This is a genomic window from Alcaligenes sp. 13f, assembly GCF_020496585.1.
GTDB lineage: Bacteria > Pseudomonadota > Gammaproteobacteria > Burkholderiales > Burkholderiaceae_B > Alcaligenes > Alcaligenes phenolicus.
The window spans coordinates 63,324-78,407 of sequence record NZ_JAHKKC010000004.1; the positions used below are offsets into that span (position 1 = coordinate 63,324).

Sequence of the window (15,084 nt, forward strand, 5' to 3'; positions counted from 1 at the left end):
CGTAAACCGCCTGCCTACACAAAATTCCAAGCAGGTCACCAGCCGACTGCCAGGTTGGCTACATCAAGTCACGGAGACGACATCATGATGGATATAAGCACAGGAGACCGTCCGGTACCGCAAAACGTCAGAATCAAGTGGTATCGGATTTTGTACGTACAGGTCATCATCGCCATCACTATCGGGATTTTGCTGGGCCATTTCTACCCCTCGCTGGGCGAGAGCATGAAACCCCTGGGCGATGCCTTCATCAAGCTGGTCAAGATGATTATTGCGCCCGTCATTTTCCTGACGGTAGCCACCGGCATTGCCGCCATGACAGACCTGCAAAAAGTGGGCCGTGTGGTGGGCAAGGCCATGATTTACTTTCTGACCTTCTCCACGCTGGCCCTGATTGTAGGCTTGGTGGTCAGCAATATCGTGCAGCCCGGCCATGGCATGCACATTGATCCCAGCACCCTGGACCCCAGCTCTATCCAGGGCTACGTGCAGCAAGCCCATGACAGCACACTGACGGGCTTTTTGATGAACATCATCCCTGTCACCCTGATCAGTCCCTTTACCGGCGGCGACATCCTGCAGGTGCTGTTTGTAGCCGTGCTGTTTGGTATTGCCCTGGCTGCTGTGGGCGATCACGGCAAGCCAGTGCTGAAACTGCTGCAAGCCTTGATGACGCCTGTATTCAAGCTGGTGGCCATTCTGATGAAAGCCGCTCCCATCGGGGCCTTCGGTGCCATCTCCTTCACCATCGGTAAGTACGGGATTGAATCCGTATCCAGCCTGGCGTTGCTGGTGGTGACCTTCTACGTCACCTCTGTGCTTTTTGTGCTGATCATTCTGGGTGCTGTGGCGCGCTACAACGGCTTTTCCATCACCAAGCTGATCCGCTACATCCGCGAAGAGTTGCTGTTGGTGCTGGGCACCAGCTCCTCGGAAGCGGCTTTGCCTACGCTGATGCAAAAGATGGAACGTGCCGGGTGTGCCAAGTCGGTTGTGGGCCTGGTTGTGCCTACCGGCTATTCCTTCAATCTGGACGGCACCAATATCTACATGACCATGGCGGCCCTGTTCATCGCCCAGGCTTGTGATATTCCCCTGACCTTGCAACAGCAGATTCTGCTGTTGCTGGTTGCCATGCTCAGTTCCAAAGGGGCGGCGGGTGTGACAGGTGCCGGGTTCATTACCCTGGCAGCCACCCTGTCCGTGGTGCCTTCAGTGCCTATCGCAGGCATGACCTTGATCCTGGGTATTGACCGGTTCATGTCCGAATGTCGTGCACTGACCAATCTGGTAGGCAATGCCGTTGCCACCATTGTGGTTGCCCGCTGGGAAGGCGAGCTGGATGCCGATCAGCTCAACAGCGCCATGAATGGTGAGTTGCCACCGCTGGATACCAGCGTCACCTTGCATCAACATGGTGAGGTGGGGATTCCCGCACACGAGACCAGCGAGCCACGCGCTACTGCTACGGCCTGATCCGGGCACTTAAAAAGAAAGGCCGGTTTTCAATTGAAAACCGGCCTTTTTTGTTCACTTTTGAGCGCATGGAGGAGATGGAGCCCCTGGCCTACGTGCCACTTGGCGAATGACATTAGCCACACGCTGGCTCGGGGAGCAGGCCTTAAGCCTCAATGAAATTGCTCAACGGATCCATCACAGCTGGGCAGGCACATTCAATATTGCGTCGATTTGGTGTAAGGAACTCTCTCCCGTACGCTGCCGCAACGAAGTCCTAGTTATATGGGCGATGGCCTTGCGCTAGACACTATTGCAACGCATCAACGACGCTGTTGGGCCGCGTTGGCGTTGATGCGATCGAAGACTTGCGCAAAGCGGCCTTCGCGCTCGGCCAAGCGTTGCAGGCGAGCGCGCTCTACCACAATCTCACTTGGCGTCGGTTGTTCATTGAGCAAGTCCATCACTTCACCGATAAAGGCATGCAACGGCTGATAGCCCTCACGCTCCGATTGCCCCGGAGTCAATTCGGTCTGAACCGCTGGCGGTACAAGCTCAATAACTTCCACCAGTCCTGCCAACTGCTGGCGCAAGCATTGGGTATAGACATGCACGGCAGCCTTGGTGGCGCTATAAACTGCCGCATCGGCGCGTGGAACAAAAGCCAACCCCGAGGACACACTAACAATGATGGCATCAGACTGCGCTTTAAGGTGATCCACGAAGGCATTGGTGACACGGATCGTTCCAAGCAAATTTGTGGTGATCTGAGCCTGGGCATCGCTCAAATCCGCCTGTGTACTCAGATCATCGTAGCGCATGATGCCAGCGTTATTGATCAGCACGTTGATTTGCGGGAACTGCTTTATTATCTGCTTCGCAAAAGCGGTGATCGCCTGCGGATCATCCACGTCCAAAGCAAAGGCGTGCATATTGTCTTGACCTGCGACGGTGGTTTGTAACGCTTCCAAACGACGACCAGTGACAATGACGATATTGCCCTGCGCTTGTAGGCGCACAGCCAGCTCTCGACCAATACCGGATCCCCCGCCAGTGATGAGGATAGTGTTTTCCGAAGTTTTCATATTCCTTGCTCCTGAAGGGTGAGGCAAGAGCTGTACCGACATCGGTGTAGTGACGTCCTCAGGCACCTGATACGCTCTGGACATCGGATCTACGCTCTTTTCCATCATTCATACGATAGTCAAAACAGAGCATATGGCTAATGCTTTCTTTTTGAAAGAAGGCACTTTAAAGTGCCGTACGCACTATAAAGTAAGATAGCAGCCGAGGCAGAAGTGGCTACCACCACCCTAAGGACTAAACACCCACACGAGGACAGGCATGAAGGCCAATGTTACTGAACACGTACAAATACAGGCCAAGTTGGCGAACGAGGCATCACTTGACCCTCGCCTCCAGGCCCTGGTCAATGAAGTCATTGCGCGGATAGCCAACAAGTGGACGATGATCGTCCTCGATGTCTTGGCCGAGCACGGCGTGCTGCGCTTCACTCAGTTAGCCCATCAAGTCGTAGGTATCAGCCAGAAGATGTTGACTCAGACGCTGCGTGAGATGGAACGTGAGGGCCTGGTGTCTCGCACCGTCCACCCCGTGGTGCCGCCGAAAGTAGAGTACCAATTAACCGATTTGGGACTTGGTCTGGGTGCGGCGTTTTGCGGTGTGTGGGTCTGGGCCGAACAAAATTTAGAGAGCATCGAGCAAGCCCGCGCTACTTATGACCTGCGCTATCAAGCAGGCAAGTAGGTGCACGTGGCAGCAGCCCCAAGAAAGCCGACCACTCGCTGATGCTGGCATTTTATTATCGCCAGCTCGGTGCGTAGCGCGACGGCGGGCGACAAAACAGTTAAAACAACTTTGCGCCCAACGGCACAGTCTTGTCCGGTACGCAAAGGACCACACGGCCTTGCTCATCAGGAAAACCCGTCACCAGACATTCAGACAGAAACGGGCCGATTTGCTTGGGCGGGAAATTGATGACAGCGACGACTTGCTTGCCCACCAACTCCTCTATCACATACAAATCGCTTACCTGAGCGCTGGATTTGCGCTGTCCGATCTCCTCCCCAAAATCCACCAGCAGCTTGTAAGCCGGTTTGCGGGCTTCGGGAAAAGGTTCGGCCTTGATGATGCGCCCAACACGCAGTTCGACGTTTGCGAAGTCGTCCCATGAAATGGTTGTCATGATGTTTTCTATTATTGCAATAGTTGAAAAATTGAAGTGCGATGCCAGACAGCCCTAAGACGCCCGCTAAGCCGGGTGGGTCGAGGACACCGGAGAAGTTCGACCGCGCGACCGCAATGGCAACGTGATGCATACCAGACACGCGAAGATGAGGGCAACACCCACCCATCCCATCGCGGGGAGCCGTTCGCCTACGATGAGGGCGGCAAGCGCCGCCGCGACGACCGGCTCCACCAGCGTGATGGTGGTGGCAGTGCTGGCCTGGATGCGGGCCAGACCATAACCAAAGCAGACATAGCCCAGGAACATCGGCACCAAGGCCATGTAGATGCCCACAGCGGCATTGTTCCACGAGGCCAGGAATGGCGCGCCCGTAGCGAACAGTACCGGCATCAGCAGTAAACCGCCGATGCCGAAGGTGGCCCCCATCGCGGCCCGGGCGGGAATCTGGCGCTGCATCAGGCGGCGAGCTGCCCAGGAATACAGCGCATAGGTCAGACCGGCCAGCAGGCCCAGGGCCACGCCGAGCATGATTGAGGGCGCGGCGGTCACAGCGCTGTGACCGCTGCTCTCAGCAATGCAAAGCAAGGCCATCCCCAGCAGGCCAAAACCCGCTCCGATGACCCATCGGGTACTGACACGCAGGCCGTCCATGACCATCTCGATAAGGGCCGAGAGCAGTGGTGCCGAGCCGATAGATACCACGGTGCCCACTGTGACACCAGCCAGGCGCATTGAACCGTAAAAGGCCAGCGGATAGATCGCCACCGCCAACGCGCCTAGTAGCAGCCAGTGCCATTGCATGCGCAAGGCACTCGCATGGCGAGCAATGGCGCGGGTGGCGATGCCAGCTTGCAACAAACCGCCAACGCCCATGGCCGCCGCGCCGATCGCGACTGCGCCGACTTCCGGCGCGAAGGTGGCCGAAACGCCGGTCGTCCCCCACAGCACAGCGGCCACCAGGACGCCCGCCACACCAAACAAGTGGTCTTTCGAAGAGGCAGTCATGCAGCCTCCAATAACGAAGCCGCGATGCACTTGGACTGGACGACGCAATCGCTATTGCCTTCCAGCCCAGCGCGAACAACCCCGCCTTCCAGCAAGAAGGCCAGATGGCGAGCAAGCTGAGTGACGCGCGCATCGTCGCTAGGCATCAGTTCGGCCAAATGCGTCAGCAACAGTGTTTCCACTTCTTCCTTGTGAGCGCGTACCGCCTCGCGGCCAGCATCCCCAGCTGGAAATTCGGCGGCGGCATTGAGCAGCCCACAGCCGCGAAACCCTCGCTCGTAAGCATGTTCAGCGTGATCGGCATAGGCATCAAACACCGCCAACACACGCTCCGCTGGCCCCTGGGCCTGGCGCACGCGGGCCTCGTAGAGTGAAATCCATTCGGCATGGCGGATTTGCAGGTACTGCGCTACCACATCGGCTTTGGAGGCAAAGTTGTTGTAAAGGCTTTTCTTGGCTACGCCGGCTTTCTTGACAATGGCGTCGATGCCGGTAGCGGCGATGCCATCGTTGTAAAACAGAATGGCGGCAGCACTCAACAGCCGGTCGTGAGCGCTTTCCTTCCTGTGGCTAGTCGCGTTTTCCATACTTTTTCCTATTTCAACTAGGTATACCATTCTACCTACTTTTGAAGAAAAGTATCGAATTACGTGTGTAAAGGAATAAGCCCTATCAGTCAGACAGAAGGAAACTGCACAATCTCGCTGTCTGGCGTCCAGGCAGGGTATTTATCCATGATGCTCAGGAACAAAGGGCTGGACTGAAAGTTCAGCAACCAGGTCGACAAGGCCGTCCAAGGCTGCGCATCAAACCAGCCCCTGTTCACTTGTGCGAATTGCCGCACAAAGGGGGCAATCGCCAAATCTGCCAGACAAGGACGCTGTCCCATCAGGTAGCCCTGCTGTTCAATGCGGGCATTCAGGCCCATCAATAATTCACTGGCTTGGGCTCTATGCAGGGCCGAAAAACTGGCTGCATCCGTGAATTGTTCATCCTCGGTATGGCGATCCGGGTATTTATAGCAATCCAGATGCCGCTTGAAAGGCCCGTCATTGGCCGCAATCAGGGCCAGCATTTGCTCGACATCGCCCTGCTCAGGCTGCAAATACTGCTTGGGATCTTGAATCGCCAAAGCCCAACGCATGATGTCCAGGCTTTCATCAATAACCTTGCCATCGGGCAAGACCAGCACCGGGACGGTGGCTTTGGGAGAGGCCAGGCGCAGGGCCTCGGGTTTGTCGCGCAGTACGACTTCGCGCAACTGACAAGTTACGCCGCTGGCCGCAATAGCCAGCCGTGCCCGCATGGCATAGGGGCAACGGCGAAAGGAATACAAAATGGGCAGATCAGATAAGGACATGCTCAATCCGTTAAAAAGCCGCGCCACAGGCACGGACTTAAAGCGCTGGCGTTTATGCAAAGCGCCCTTCTGTAGCAGAAGGGCGGACTATAAACGACGCAGCGCCAGAATCAAGCTAGTAGAGGTAACACAGTGGCCCGATCAGGGCTAGGCGTCCTTGCCTTGCTGAGCCAGCAGGCGTTGCTCTTCCGCCTTGCGGCGGGCGGCTTCACGGCGCGCGGTCAACTCGTCCATGCTGACGCCAATGTGACGCTCTTCACGCTCGCGCGCCAAGGCCACTTGCTTTTGACGCTCGCGGAAACGCTCGATCTGCTCGGGGGAACTGTGGCCGTGGCAGTAGGGACAGCTGACGCCTTCTTCGAACTGGGGCGAGGCTTTTTCCTCTTCGCTGATAGGCATGCGACAGGCACGGCAGAAATCATAATCGCCGGGTTCCAGACCGTGACGCACCGATACGCGCTCGTCGAACACAAAGCAGTCACCATCCCACAGGCTTTCTGCTGCTGGAATCTCTTCCAGATATTTCAGAATGCCGCCTTGCAGGTGGTAAACCTGATCAAAGCCTTGCGAACGCATGAAGGCTGTGGATTTTTCACAGCGGATACCGCCGGTACAGAACATGGCCACGCGCGGTTTGCCATGCAAGACACCGCCTTCCTTGGACTGCTCGGCCACCCACTGAGGAAACTCGGTAAAGCTTTGGGTCTTGGGGTTAATGGCACGGTTAAAAGTGCCAATACCCACTTCGTAATCGTTGCGGGTATCCACCACCACCACGTCCGGATCGCTGATCAGGGCATTCCAGTCTTCGGGAGCAACATACTCGCCCACCATTTCGGCGGTTTTCAGATCCGGTACGCCCAGGGTAACGATCTCTTTTTTCAGCTTCACCTTGAGGCGGTAAAACGGAGCCTTGTCGGCATAGGATTCTTTATGCACCAGGCCAGAAATACGTGGATCGGAGTTCAGATATGCCAAGACGGCACGAATACCCTCCTGAGGGCCGGCAATCGTGCCGTTAATCCCTTCGCGCGCCAGCAACAGCGTGCCCTTGACCTCGTGCTGCTCGCAAAAAGCAAACAAGGGGTCGCGCATTTGGGCGAAATCGGGCAATTCCACGAACTTATATAAAGCCGCGATCAGGTAGGTAGACATAGGTAAACGAATTCTCTGGATAGAAGCGGTGGCGCAGCCCGCAGGCGGTAGGACAGCGTAGGCCGTCGTACACTATACGCGACTGATACCCCTTGGGCCTTTGACGCCCGTCAAAAAAATAGGGCGGGCCGGGGATTCAACTTTAAAATCATAACGCTAAAGCCGTCAGGCCGCATCTGGCCCCGGTCCCTGTTTCACTTTGCACGAGAGCTATGGATTCCGTAACACAAGCAGTCCTCGGTGCCAGCATCTGCGGCTCCCTCCTCGGGCGGCAGTATGGCCGCAAGGCGGTCCTGTCCGGTGCCATCATCGCCACCCTGCCCGATCTGGATGTCTTCATTCAATATGGGGACCCGATTACCTCCATGGTCAGTCATCGGGGTTTCTCGCACTCTTTGTTTGTGTTGAGCGCGGCAGGCATCCTGGTCACCCTTTTATGGCGACTGCTGTTTCCACAAGCACGTGCCTCTGCGGGGAGGCTGGGGCTGGCGGTCTGGCTGGCGCTGATTACCCACCCTCTTCTGGATGCCTTTACCAGTTACGGAACGCAATTGCTGTGGCCTTTGGCCGCTACCCCGGCAACCTGGTCAAGCATCTTCATTATTGACCCGCTCTATACCGTGCCCTTACTGATCGCCACGATCATAGGCTTGATTCGTGGGCCGGTACCCGCAACGATACGGGCCTGCAACTGGGCCTTGCTCTTGAGCAGCCTGTATCTGGCAGCCTCGGTAGGTGCCAAGTTCTGGGCCGAGCAACAGGCAACCGCACAGCTCAAACAAGAGCAGGTGGAAATCGCGCGGGTATACTCCGCCGCCCAACCCATGAACATCCTGCTCTGGCGTGTACTGGTGCGCGACACACAGGACCGGGAATGCGAAGTCATGGTGGGCCTGCTGGACCGACTGCGTGCACCCAAGGGGCATCAATACGAATCCCTGTGCCTGCCCGTTCATAGCGACTACACCCAGCTGTTCCCCCCCTTGAAACAGCTGGAGCAACTGCGCTGGTTTTCGGACGATTGGCTGCGCTACGACATCATCGATGACCTGCTGGTGGTCAGTGATATACGCATGAGCCTGGGCCCTGGCCAGTACAGTTTCCGCTTTGTCGTGGCCGAACGCATTGCCGACGACACCTGGTTGCCGGTGATTCCGTATCGTTGGGCCAGTGGCCACAATATTGCTTTGCTAAAGCCCGTTCTGCGTCGTATTTGGGAGCCGACTCCACCGCTACCGCTACAAGAATGGGCCAAACGCATTGATGCCGGTGTACCTATTCCCAGGGCAAGCCCAGACTTCCAGGACATGGATTAAGCAAGGCCAAAAACCAGAGACGGAGACGGGCCTGTGCAGGGTGGGCATAGCCAACTGTTGCTAGCCCGCCCGGCCGCGTGTAGCACGCACTCCTGAAACATAAGGTCCTAGCTTGATACAAAATACGAAGTGGTGAAGCTATAAAATTGCGTCCTGCCCGATAGGGGTTTTAACGTATTGCCAACGCATCAAAAGCATCAATCACTTTCATCATGAATTTAAAAAAACTATCTGTTTTCGCCACGCTGGGCCTTTGCATCGCTATTGCGGGCTGCAACAGCGAAGAAGCGACAGAAGCACCATCTCAAGCGGTCTCGTCCGAGCAAGGCTTTATCCAGAAATACAATGCCTATGTTGAAGTCGCCAATAGCTTGCATACGCCTTTCTACCGTGCGCTTTCCGATTATCAAACCGTCTACGAGCCTGCCGTGCGCTCAGGCAAGAAACTGGATAACTATTCCGTTGTTTCACTGGTAAGCATCAAGAACACCCAGGAAAAACTGAAATCCGCCTTGGCACTGGAAGCCAACATGCCGGAAATAGATGGACCAGCAAAGCAGTTTGACGACTCCTTGACCAAGCTGGCACCTCTCAATTCCGAGTTGAACAACTATGCCGAATCAAAAGAGTTTCTGACGGATGGCGGCAAGAAGGCAGCCGACAATAACGAGGCGTTCGTCAGCGCCCTGACAGAAGTCGTACAGGCAGAGGCTGCATTTCTCCAAGGTATTCAGAAACAGGATGAGATAAACATCCAGACCTCTTTCGATAAAGCTCCCAAGGACTCAATGGAGCATTACCGTTTGGGTGCCGTGCTGTTCAGCAAGCAGGCCATGAACAAGGTCGATGCTATTTTCGAGCAGCAGGGAGCCAAAGAGAGCATTCCCCCCTTCCAGGAAAGTCTTGACCAGGCAGCCGCGATGATCAGCAACTGGGATAAAAAATTCAAGGAAGAAACGCCACAAGGATGCCCAAGAATCATGTCGAAGATGAATGAATTCCTGGCTCAGGGCAGAAGCGTCATCCAGCATGCCTCTGAAGGCAATTACGTACCTCAGCAAGGCTCGATCAGCTGGCAGATCAATAACCCCATAAAAAATGACGCCAGCAGCTTGCAATTGAAATTCAATGCAATGATCGGGGCGCTTAACTATCCCCGCTGCTAATGGCGCCCAGAGACTGAGCTTGAAGCCGTAAATCTGGCGTCAGGCTCCAGTCTCAATGCAGGCAGTCATGCCGGCTCTGGCCGGCACGCTTTGTATTGAAGCGACCTACACAATCAGCACCCACGCTGCGCCTTTGGCTTAGTGCCTCCGAGGGGGCTTTTTACCGGGGGCGCCGAGCTTTGGGGCAGCACGGCGACAAAAAAAACCCTGGACGATTACGTCCAGGGTTTAAATTTACCCACTACGGTCACTACAAAATGACACCCGGCGCTCTGTCAAACCCGAGGATCACAAACAAGCCTTACTTCAGCATCCCTTCAACACGCTGGCGCAAGGCCGGGTCCTGCTGAATCGCCAGACTGATACCGTTGTAGTCCGCCAGATCCATGCCATTGGCACTGACCACGCCTACCAGGCGCTGGTCGGCTTCCTGAACAATAGCCTGACGCTCTGCATCACTTTTGGCCGCATCCAGACGCGGCTGATATTCCGAAGCAGTTTGAGCGACCTTCTTGTAGGTGCGCGCATATTGCTCCAGCTGAGAATCCGTAGGTTTAACGACCTGGGTGGCAGCAGGGGCTGCCGAGTTGGCCGGAGCCGCATTGCCCTGGGCCATCGCAAAAGGGCTGTACATGCCAAATGCGACTGCGGTAGCAGCAAGAAAAGCTTTAACTGAGGGCTGCATGGATAGAACCTCCTAAACAGAGTCAATGAACGATCATCATGACAAGAGCGGCAGCAGCTTACAAGTTTCTCAATGTAGTTTCGTGTATCTGCATGCCACCCTTCCCGTTACAGACTTCAGTCGCGCGAGTAAGGACGTCCGTTAAAGTCCACGGTTACCAAATTGCCGTCCATCTGGCCCATGCCGGGTGAATTGGCGGGCATGCCTGGCGCGGCCACTCCACGCACACTGCCATCATTCATCATGCGTTTGACGACCTTGGCAGGCACATGGCCTTCAATCAATTGCCCCGTCTCTTCAATCATCGCGGTGTGGCAGGACGCCAGGTTCTCCGGCACTCTCAAAAGCCGCTTCACGTCTTGAATCTTCACGACCTTGACCTCTTTGACCTCAAAGCCTTCATCGCGCATGTGCTGTGCCCAGCCCCCACAACAACCACAGTTAGGATCCTGGTACATCGTAATAACGGGACCCTCTGCCAACGCCATGGAACTGAAGGCCATCAGGCTGGCCGTCAACAATAAAGGTTTAATCACAATTACATTCCTGTTTTGCAGCGCCACAGCGCTCTGGTTGACACTCTCATGCACTTGACTAAGACTAGGCACTCGCAAAAAAGTTTAACAAAACACACTAATCCGTCCTGATCCGCCATGAGTCTTGATTCCGTCAAACAGTTTTTTAACGAACACGCTGCCGATATTCAGGTAATTGAAACCACCGAAAGCACAGCCACCGTCGTGCTGGCTGCGCAAGTGCACCAAGTCGAGCCGGGACAAATTGCCAAGACGCTTAGCTTGAAAGTGGGCGATAAAGTAGTGCTGCTGGTCGCTCGAGGTGATGCCCGTCTGGACAACAAGAAGCTGCGTACCGCCTTCGGTACGCGCGTAAAAATGCTGGACCTGGAAAGCACCGAAGCCTTGACGGGTCACCCGGTTGGCGGGGTCTGCCCCTTTGGTCTGGCTACCCCGCTGGAGATTTACTGCGATCTGTCCTTGCAGGACTACGACACGGTCTTGCCCGCAGCGGGCTCTATTAATTCTGCGGTACGCATCACCCCGCAGCGCTTGGCCGAGCTGACCCGCGCGCAATGGATTGATGTGACGCAGCCGCCCCCAGCTCAGTCCTGACCCCCACCTGCGATTGGGTCAGAGGTTGACCTGCTGCCTTGTGCCCCCAGGCACAGGCAAGCCTGCCCGTCGCTGACAGGTAAACAGATGTGTAAGTTGAATACGTACATGACCAGGCGACAAAAAACGCCATAAGAGCCCAGGGCATGGGGACGCGGCCATAAGGTATTTTCAGAAAATAAGCGGGCTCGTCCTTGCCATATCTGGTAACGAATGCCCTTTCTATCCTGATTAGGATAAGACATCGGATTTCAAATTAACTTTGTCTATCCCAGAGGAAAAAATGCCCCACCTATTATTGCTGGAGACAGATTCAGCTTTTATAAGCCTTTTTTTGGCACTGGCGCGGCAGATGAACTTTTCCGCCATCGCTGCAAATACGCCAGAAGATGTTCTGATCCGTTATCACCAGAAAACTCCTGATGCCCTGCTGTTTGGCCCCAGTGTCAGCGCCCTGCAGGCTCAGGAGTTGAGCCGTCGCATCGGACTGGATGCGGTGGAAAGCTATACCTTACACGCCTACAGTGGCTCGACCCGGCAAGACCAGGCGCAATTGCGCACCTTGCTGGAGCAATTAAAAGCCAAGTATCAAAACGGTGCCTGTGCTTTTCAAGCCGAGCAGCATCATGACTTTGGCGAGTTTGTAGGCTGTTCCGCCCCCATGAAAAAACTCTATGAAGAAATCAGCAAAGTGGCCAGCACCGACCTGCCTGTGCTGCTGATTGGCGAGAGTGGTACCGGCAAGGAACTGGCGGCCCGGGCTATTCACCGCTGCAGCGCTCGCAAGGAACAGGCGTATGTGCCCATCAACTGTTCAGCCATTTCAGAACAACTGATCGAAAGCGAGCTGTTCGGCCACGAAAAAGGCAGCTTTACCGGAGCCGAACGTAATCGGCAGGGCTACTTTGAACTGGCGGACCAGGGCACGCTGTTCCTGGACGAAATCACCGAAATGCCCATAGACGCCCAAACCAAGCTGCTGCGCGCATTGGAGAATGGCGAATACATGAAGGTAGGTGGCGACAAGTTGATCAAACATGATGCCCGCATCATCGCTGCGACCAATCGCCCGCCCATGCGCGCTATTGAGGACAAGAAACTGCGCGAAGATCTGTATTACCGCCTGGGGGTCTTTCCGATTCAAATCCCCCCCCTGCGTGAACGCGGCGACGATGCCGTCCTGATCGCCCAGCACTTGGTAGAACAGCTGAATCAGGAGCATCAGCAGAACCGCTCACTGAGCCTAGCCAGCATGAAGGAGATCGAGCGCTATCACTGGCCGGGCAATATACGCCAGCTACGCAATGCGGTACTGCGCAGCTATGTAATGAGCAACAGCGATCAAGTGGAAATCAATATGGAGGCCGACCCCATGGAATAAATGCTTGCCCAGTGTGGAACTGAGCAAGCTTGGCAAAAGCTTACTGGGCAACGGCAGGCTTCATGGAGTCTGCCAGCGCATGAGCATGCCGCAAGTGTTGCTGCAGCATGGGCAAAGCGTCCTGAGCAAAACCCATGACTTCCTTGTCTTTACCATCCTTGATGTAGTCCTCAAAGAGCTTGATGGTGTCCTCATGCGCTTTGACTGCCGCTTCGTTGGCATAGTCCGCATCGAACTGTTCACCCTCCGCGCCCTCAAGCATGGAGATCTTGCCGCGCTGCATCAGGCTGGGCTCGGTGGGCAGCTCCACCTTGCGGGCCTGTGCCAGCGTCTGCAGTTCCTTGGCCAGCTGTTCGTGATCGTCGATCATCATTTGTGCAAATTCGACCACTCTATCGTTGTTGCTGCGCTCCAGAGCCAGCTTGGCTGCCTTCACTTCAAAATGTCCCGATTGTGCCGCATCTCTCAAGAACCCTTTATCCGGAGAAAACAGTTCAATGGCAGAAGCACTGCGAACACTCAAACCCAATACCAGACCCGCCGCCAGTGCCAAACACATCAGATGTCTTACTCGCATCACACACCTCCAAAAACGTCAGTCATTGCCTGAAACCAGAACATCTTTGCTGACCTGAGGCCAATCAGCATGGCCAGCAAAGCCTTGACGGTGTCCTAGCAAGGACCGTACCCGCGCCTTGAACCTTGGGGCAGGAACGGAACTTGCTATGTAGATAGCACAGGGCCCGGATCATTCCGGCAACTGTGTCCGAAGAACTGTCGGTTCTCATCACCAACCACAAGGAGACGCCACCATGAAGCTGGAAATGGTTCCGCAGCTGCACATGCAGCAAACCCTCTCGCAGCGACTGCAACAGTCCGCACAAATCCTGCAGCTCTCGGCGCAGGAGCTGCAAACGCTGGTACAAGACAGCCTGCAAGACAATCCCCTACTGGAACCCGCTCCAGAACCCGCCGCCCCCGTACGAGAGGGCCTGTCCCATCCTGTGTCCAGCCAAAGCGCTCACCTGATCGAGAAGCACGACATAAGCCCGGCTCCGCGCAGCCGTGACGAACAGATCCTGGAGCATGTACGTTTGAGTCACGCCAGTGAGCGCTGCAAGGCCTTATGTGCCCTGATCGTGAACGCACTGGATGACAACGGATACTTGCGCGATCACTTTGAAGACCTGCTCCCCGCCGGCTACGAACACATCCCCCTTGCCGAATGGCAAACCGCGCTGGCGCTGGTCCAGTCCCTTTCTGTTCCCGGCACAGGTGCCCACTGCCTGTCCGACGCGTTGCGCTTGCAGATCCAGGCGCGTCAGTCTCTAGACCCGGTTCTGAAACAGAGACTGCTCAAGTTAGTGGCTACCGAGCTGCCCGCGCTGGCGCAAGGCGAATGGTCACAAGTGCAGAGCCGTCTGAATCTGTCCGATGCAGACTTTCATCAGGCGCTGCGCGAACTGCAAAGCCTGGACCCCAACCCCGGTCTGGCTTATCTGGAGCCGTTACGCCAGGCCATTACGCCAGACGTTCACGTCTACCGCGATGGCAAGCATTGGCGTGTGCTCGCGGACCCTCGCAGCCTGCCACGCGTTCAGGTGCATCAAGAATATGCCGCCACCCTGGAGCAACAGGCACGCACGCAACAGAACCGCCCTTTGCACAGCGCCCTGACTCAGGCTCGCTGGCTGGCCGAGAGTCTGGCGATGCGACGCAGTACGGTGTGCCGTGTCGCTGAATTCATCGTCCGGCACCAGATCCTTTTTTTCGAGCTAGGTGAGCAAGGCCTGCAACCCCTGCGCATCAGCGATCTGGCCAAGGAGCTGGATCTGCATCAATCCACCATCTCCAGAGCGACTGCTAACAAGTACATGAGCACTCCCTTTGGCACCTTGAGCTTCAGGCATTTTTTCTCCGGCGAGCTGGAGACTGATTTCGGTGGCAGTTGCTCCACCGCCCTGGTCAAGGAGCAGATACGCCGGCTGATTGCCAGTGAACCAGAGCGTCAGCCTTTAAGCGATGTCGACTTGCATCAGGCGCTGCGTCAGAACAGTGTGGAGCTATCCAAACGAACCGTCACCAAGTATCGCCTGCAACTGGGTATTCCCAATGCCCGCGAACGTTTGCAACGGGCACGCTTGCGTGCTGTCAGCGGGCAGGATGTGCACCCCTTGAACTGAGCGGGTACGCAATTTGCTGATTCTCCAACGAAGATCCCT

16 protein-coding genes are annotated in these 15,084 nt (G+C 55.9%); 7 read left to right on the plus strand and 9 right to left on the minus strand.

Features of this window, described 5'->3' with window-relative positions; all coding sequences use genetic code 11:
* Positions 1-84: 84 nt before the first annotated feature.
* Positions 85-1,476: a dicarboxylate/amino acid:cation symporter gene (locus KOE80_RS04220; protein WP_226348425.1), complete on the plus strand. Its 1,392-nt coding sequence runs from the start codon at positions 85-87 to the stop codon at positions 1,474-1,476.
* Positions 1,477-1,778: 302 nt separating this feature from the next.
* On the opposite strand, the gene KOE80_RS04225 is transcribed toward KOE80_RS04220, so the two are convergent.
* On the minus strand, positions 1,779-2,540 hold the full coding sequence (locus KOE80_RS04225) for an SDR family oxidoreductase (RefSeq protein ID WP_226348426.1): 762 nt from the start codon (positions 2,538-2,540) through the stop codon (positions 1,779-1,781).
* Positions 2,541-2,799: 259 nt separating this feature from the next.
* Here KOE80_RS04225 and KOE80_RS04230 point away from each other — a divergent pair, with 259 nt between their 5' ends.
* Complete coding sequence (locus KOE80_RS04230) at positions 2,800-3,222, plus strand: winged helix-turn-helix transcriptional regulator (protein ID WP_226348427.1); 423 nt, start codon at positions 2,800-2,802, stop codon at positions 3,220-3,222.
* Positions 3,223-3,322: 100 nt separating this feature from the next.
* On the opposite strand, the gene KOE80_RS04235 is transcribed toward KOE80_RS04230, so the two are convergent.
* The 5 genes from KOE80_RS04235 to KOE80_RS04255 form a co-directional block, all read right to left on the minus strand.
* On the minus strand, positions 3,323-3,661 hold the full coding sequence (locus KOE80_RS04235) for a tRNA-binding protein (protein ID WP_226348428.1): 339 nt from the start codon (positions 3,659-3,661) through the stop codon (positions 3,323-3,325).
* Positions 3,662-3,727: 66 nt separating this feature from the next.
* Positions 3,728-4,669, minus strand: coding sequence for a DMT family transporter (locus KOE80_RS04240; protein ID WP_226348429.1), 942 nt, complete (start codon positions 4,667-4,669; stop codon positions 3,728-3,730).
* A complete protein-coding gene (locus KOE80_RS04245) occupies positions 4,666-5,256 on the minus strand; it encodes a TetR/AcrR family transcriptional regulator (RefSeq protein ID WP_226348430.1) in 591 nt (196 codons plus the stop codon). Before KOE80_RS04245 ends, KOE80_RS04240 begins: the two co-directional genes overlap by 4 nt.
* Before the next feature lie 89 nt (positions 5,257-5,345).
* The gene (locus KOE80_RS04250; RefSeq protein ID WP_060186703.1) at positions 5,346-6,029 is read right to left on the minus strand and encodes a glutathione S-transferase; all 684 of its coding nucleotides are present in this window, start codon (positions 6,027-6,029) and stop codon (positions 5,346-5,348) included.
* A gap of 147 nt (positions 6,030-6,176) precedes the next feature.
* Complete coding sequence (locus tag KOE80_RS04255; RefSeq protein ID WP_226348431.1) at positions 6,177-7,184, minus strand: rhodanese-related sulfurtransferase; 1,008 nt, start codon at positions 7,182-7,184, stop codon at positions 6,177-6,179.
* A gap of 212 nt (positions 7,185-7,396) precedes the next feature.
* On the opposite strand from KOE80_RS04255, the gene KOE80_RS04260 reads away from it, so the two are divergent.
* On the plus strand, positions 7,397-8,500 hold the full coding sequence (locus KOE80_RS04260) for a metal-dependent hydrolase (RefSeq protein WP_035273464.1): 1,104 nt from the start codon (positions 7,397-7,399) through the stop codon (positions 8,498-8,500).
* 212 nt (positions 8,501-8,712) lie between these two features.
* A complete protein-coding gene (locus KOE80_RS04265; protein ID WP_035273463.1) occupies positions 8,713-9,666 on the plus strand; it encodes a DUF3829 domain-containing protein in 954 nt (317 codons plus the stop codon).
* Positions 9,667-9,967: 301 nt separating this feature from the next.
* Here the strand turns inward: KOE80_RS04265 and KOE80_RS04270 are convergent, their stop codons facing one another.
* Both KOE80_RS04270 and KOE80_RS04275 read right to left on the minus strand, forming a co-directional pair.
* The gene (locus tag KOE80_RS04270; protein ID WP_035273462.1) at positions 9,968-10,351 is read right to left on the minus strand and encodes a DUF4168 domain-containing protein; all 384 of its coding nucleotides are present in this window, start codon (positions 10,349-10,351) and stop codon (positions 9,968-9,970) included.
* Positions 10,352-10,467: 116 nt separating this feature from the next.
* On the minus strand, positions 10,468-10,887 hold the full coding sequence (locus KOE80_RS04275) for a DUF411 domain-containing protein (protein ID WP_096917395.1): 420 nt from the start codon (positions 10,885-10,887) through the stop codon (positions 10,468-10,470).
* 117 nt (positions 10,888-11,004) lie between these two features.
* Between KOE80_RS04275 and KOE80_RS04280 the strand changes: the two genes are divergently transcribed.
* Positions 11,005-11,481: a YbaK/EbsC family protein gene (locus tag KOE80_RS04280; RefSeq protein WP_009460799.1), complete on the plus strand. Its 477-nt coding sequence runs from the start codon at positions 11,005-11,007 to the stop codon at positions 11,479-11,481.
* Positions 11,482-11,833: 352 nt separating this feature from the next.
* Positions 11,834-12,862, plus strand: a complete 1,029-nt coding sequence (locus KOE80_RS04285) for a sigma-54 interaction domain-containing protein (RefSeq protein WP_226348432.1) — start codon at positions 11,834-11,836, stop codon at positions 12,860-12,862.
* A 40-nt stretch (positions 12,863-12,902) separates the two neighbouring features.
* Here the strand turns inward: KOE80_RS04285 and KOE80_RS04290 are convergent, their stop codons facing one another.
* Positions 12,903-13,439 (minus strand): DUF4142 domain-containing protein, encoded by a 537-nt coding sequence (locus KOE80_RS04290; RefSeq protein WP_226348433.1) that lies wholly within the window; start codon positions 13,437-13,439, stop codon positions 12,903-12,905.
* A 235-nt stretch (positions 13,440-13,674) separates the two neighbouring features.
* Here KOE80_RS04290 and rpoN point away from each other — a divergent pair, with 235 nt between their 5' ends.
* The gene (rpoN, locus tag KOE80_RS04295; RefSeq protein WP_226348434.1) at positions 13,675-15,045 is read left to right on the plus strand and encodes an RNA polymerase factor sigma-54; all 1,371 of its coding nucleotides are present in this window, start codon (positions 13,675-13,677) and stop codon (positions 15,043-15,045) included.
* Positions 15,046-15,084: the final 39 nt, after the last annotated feature.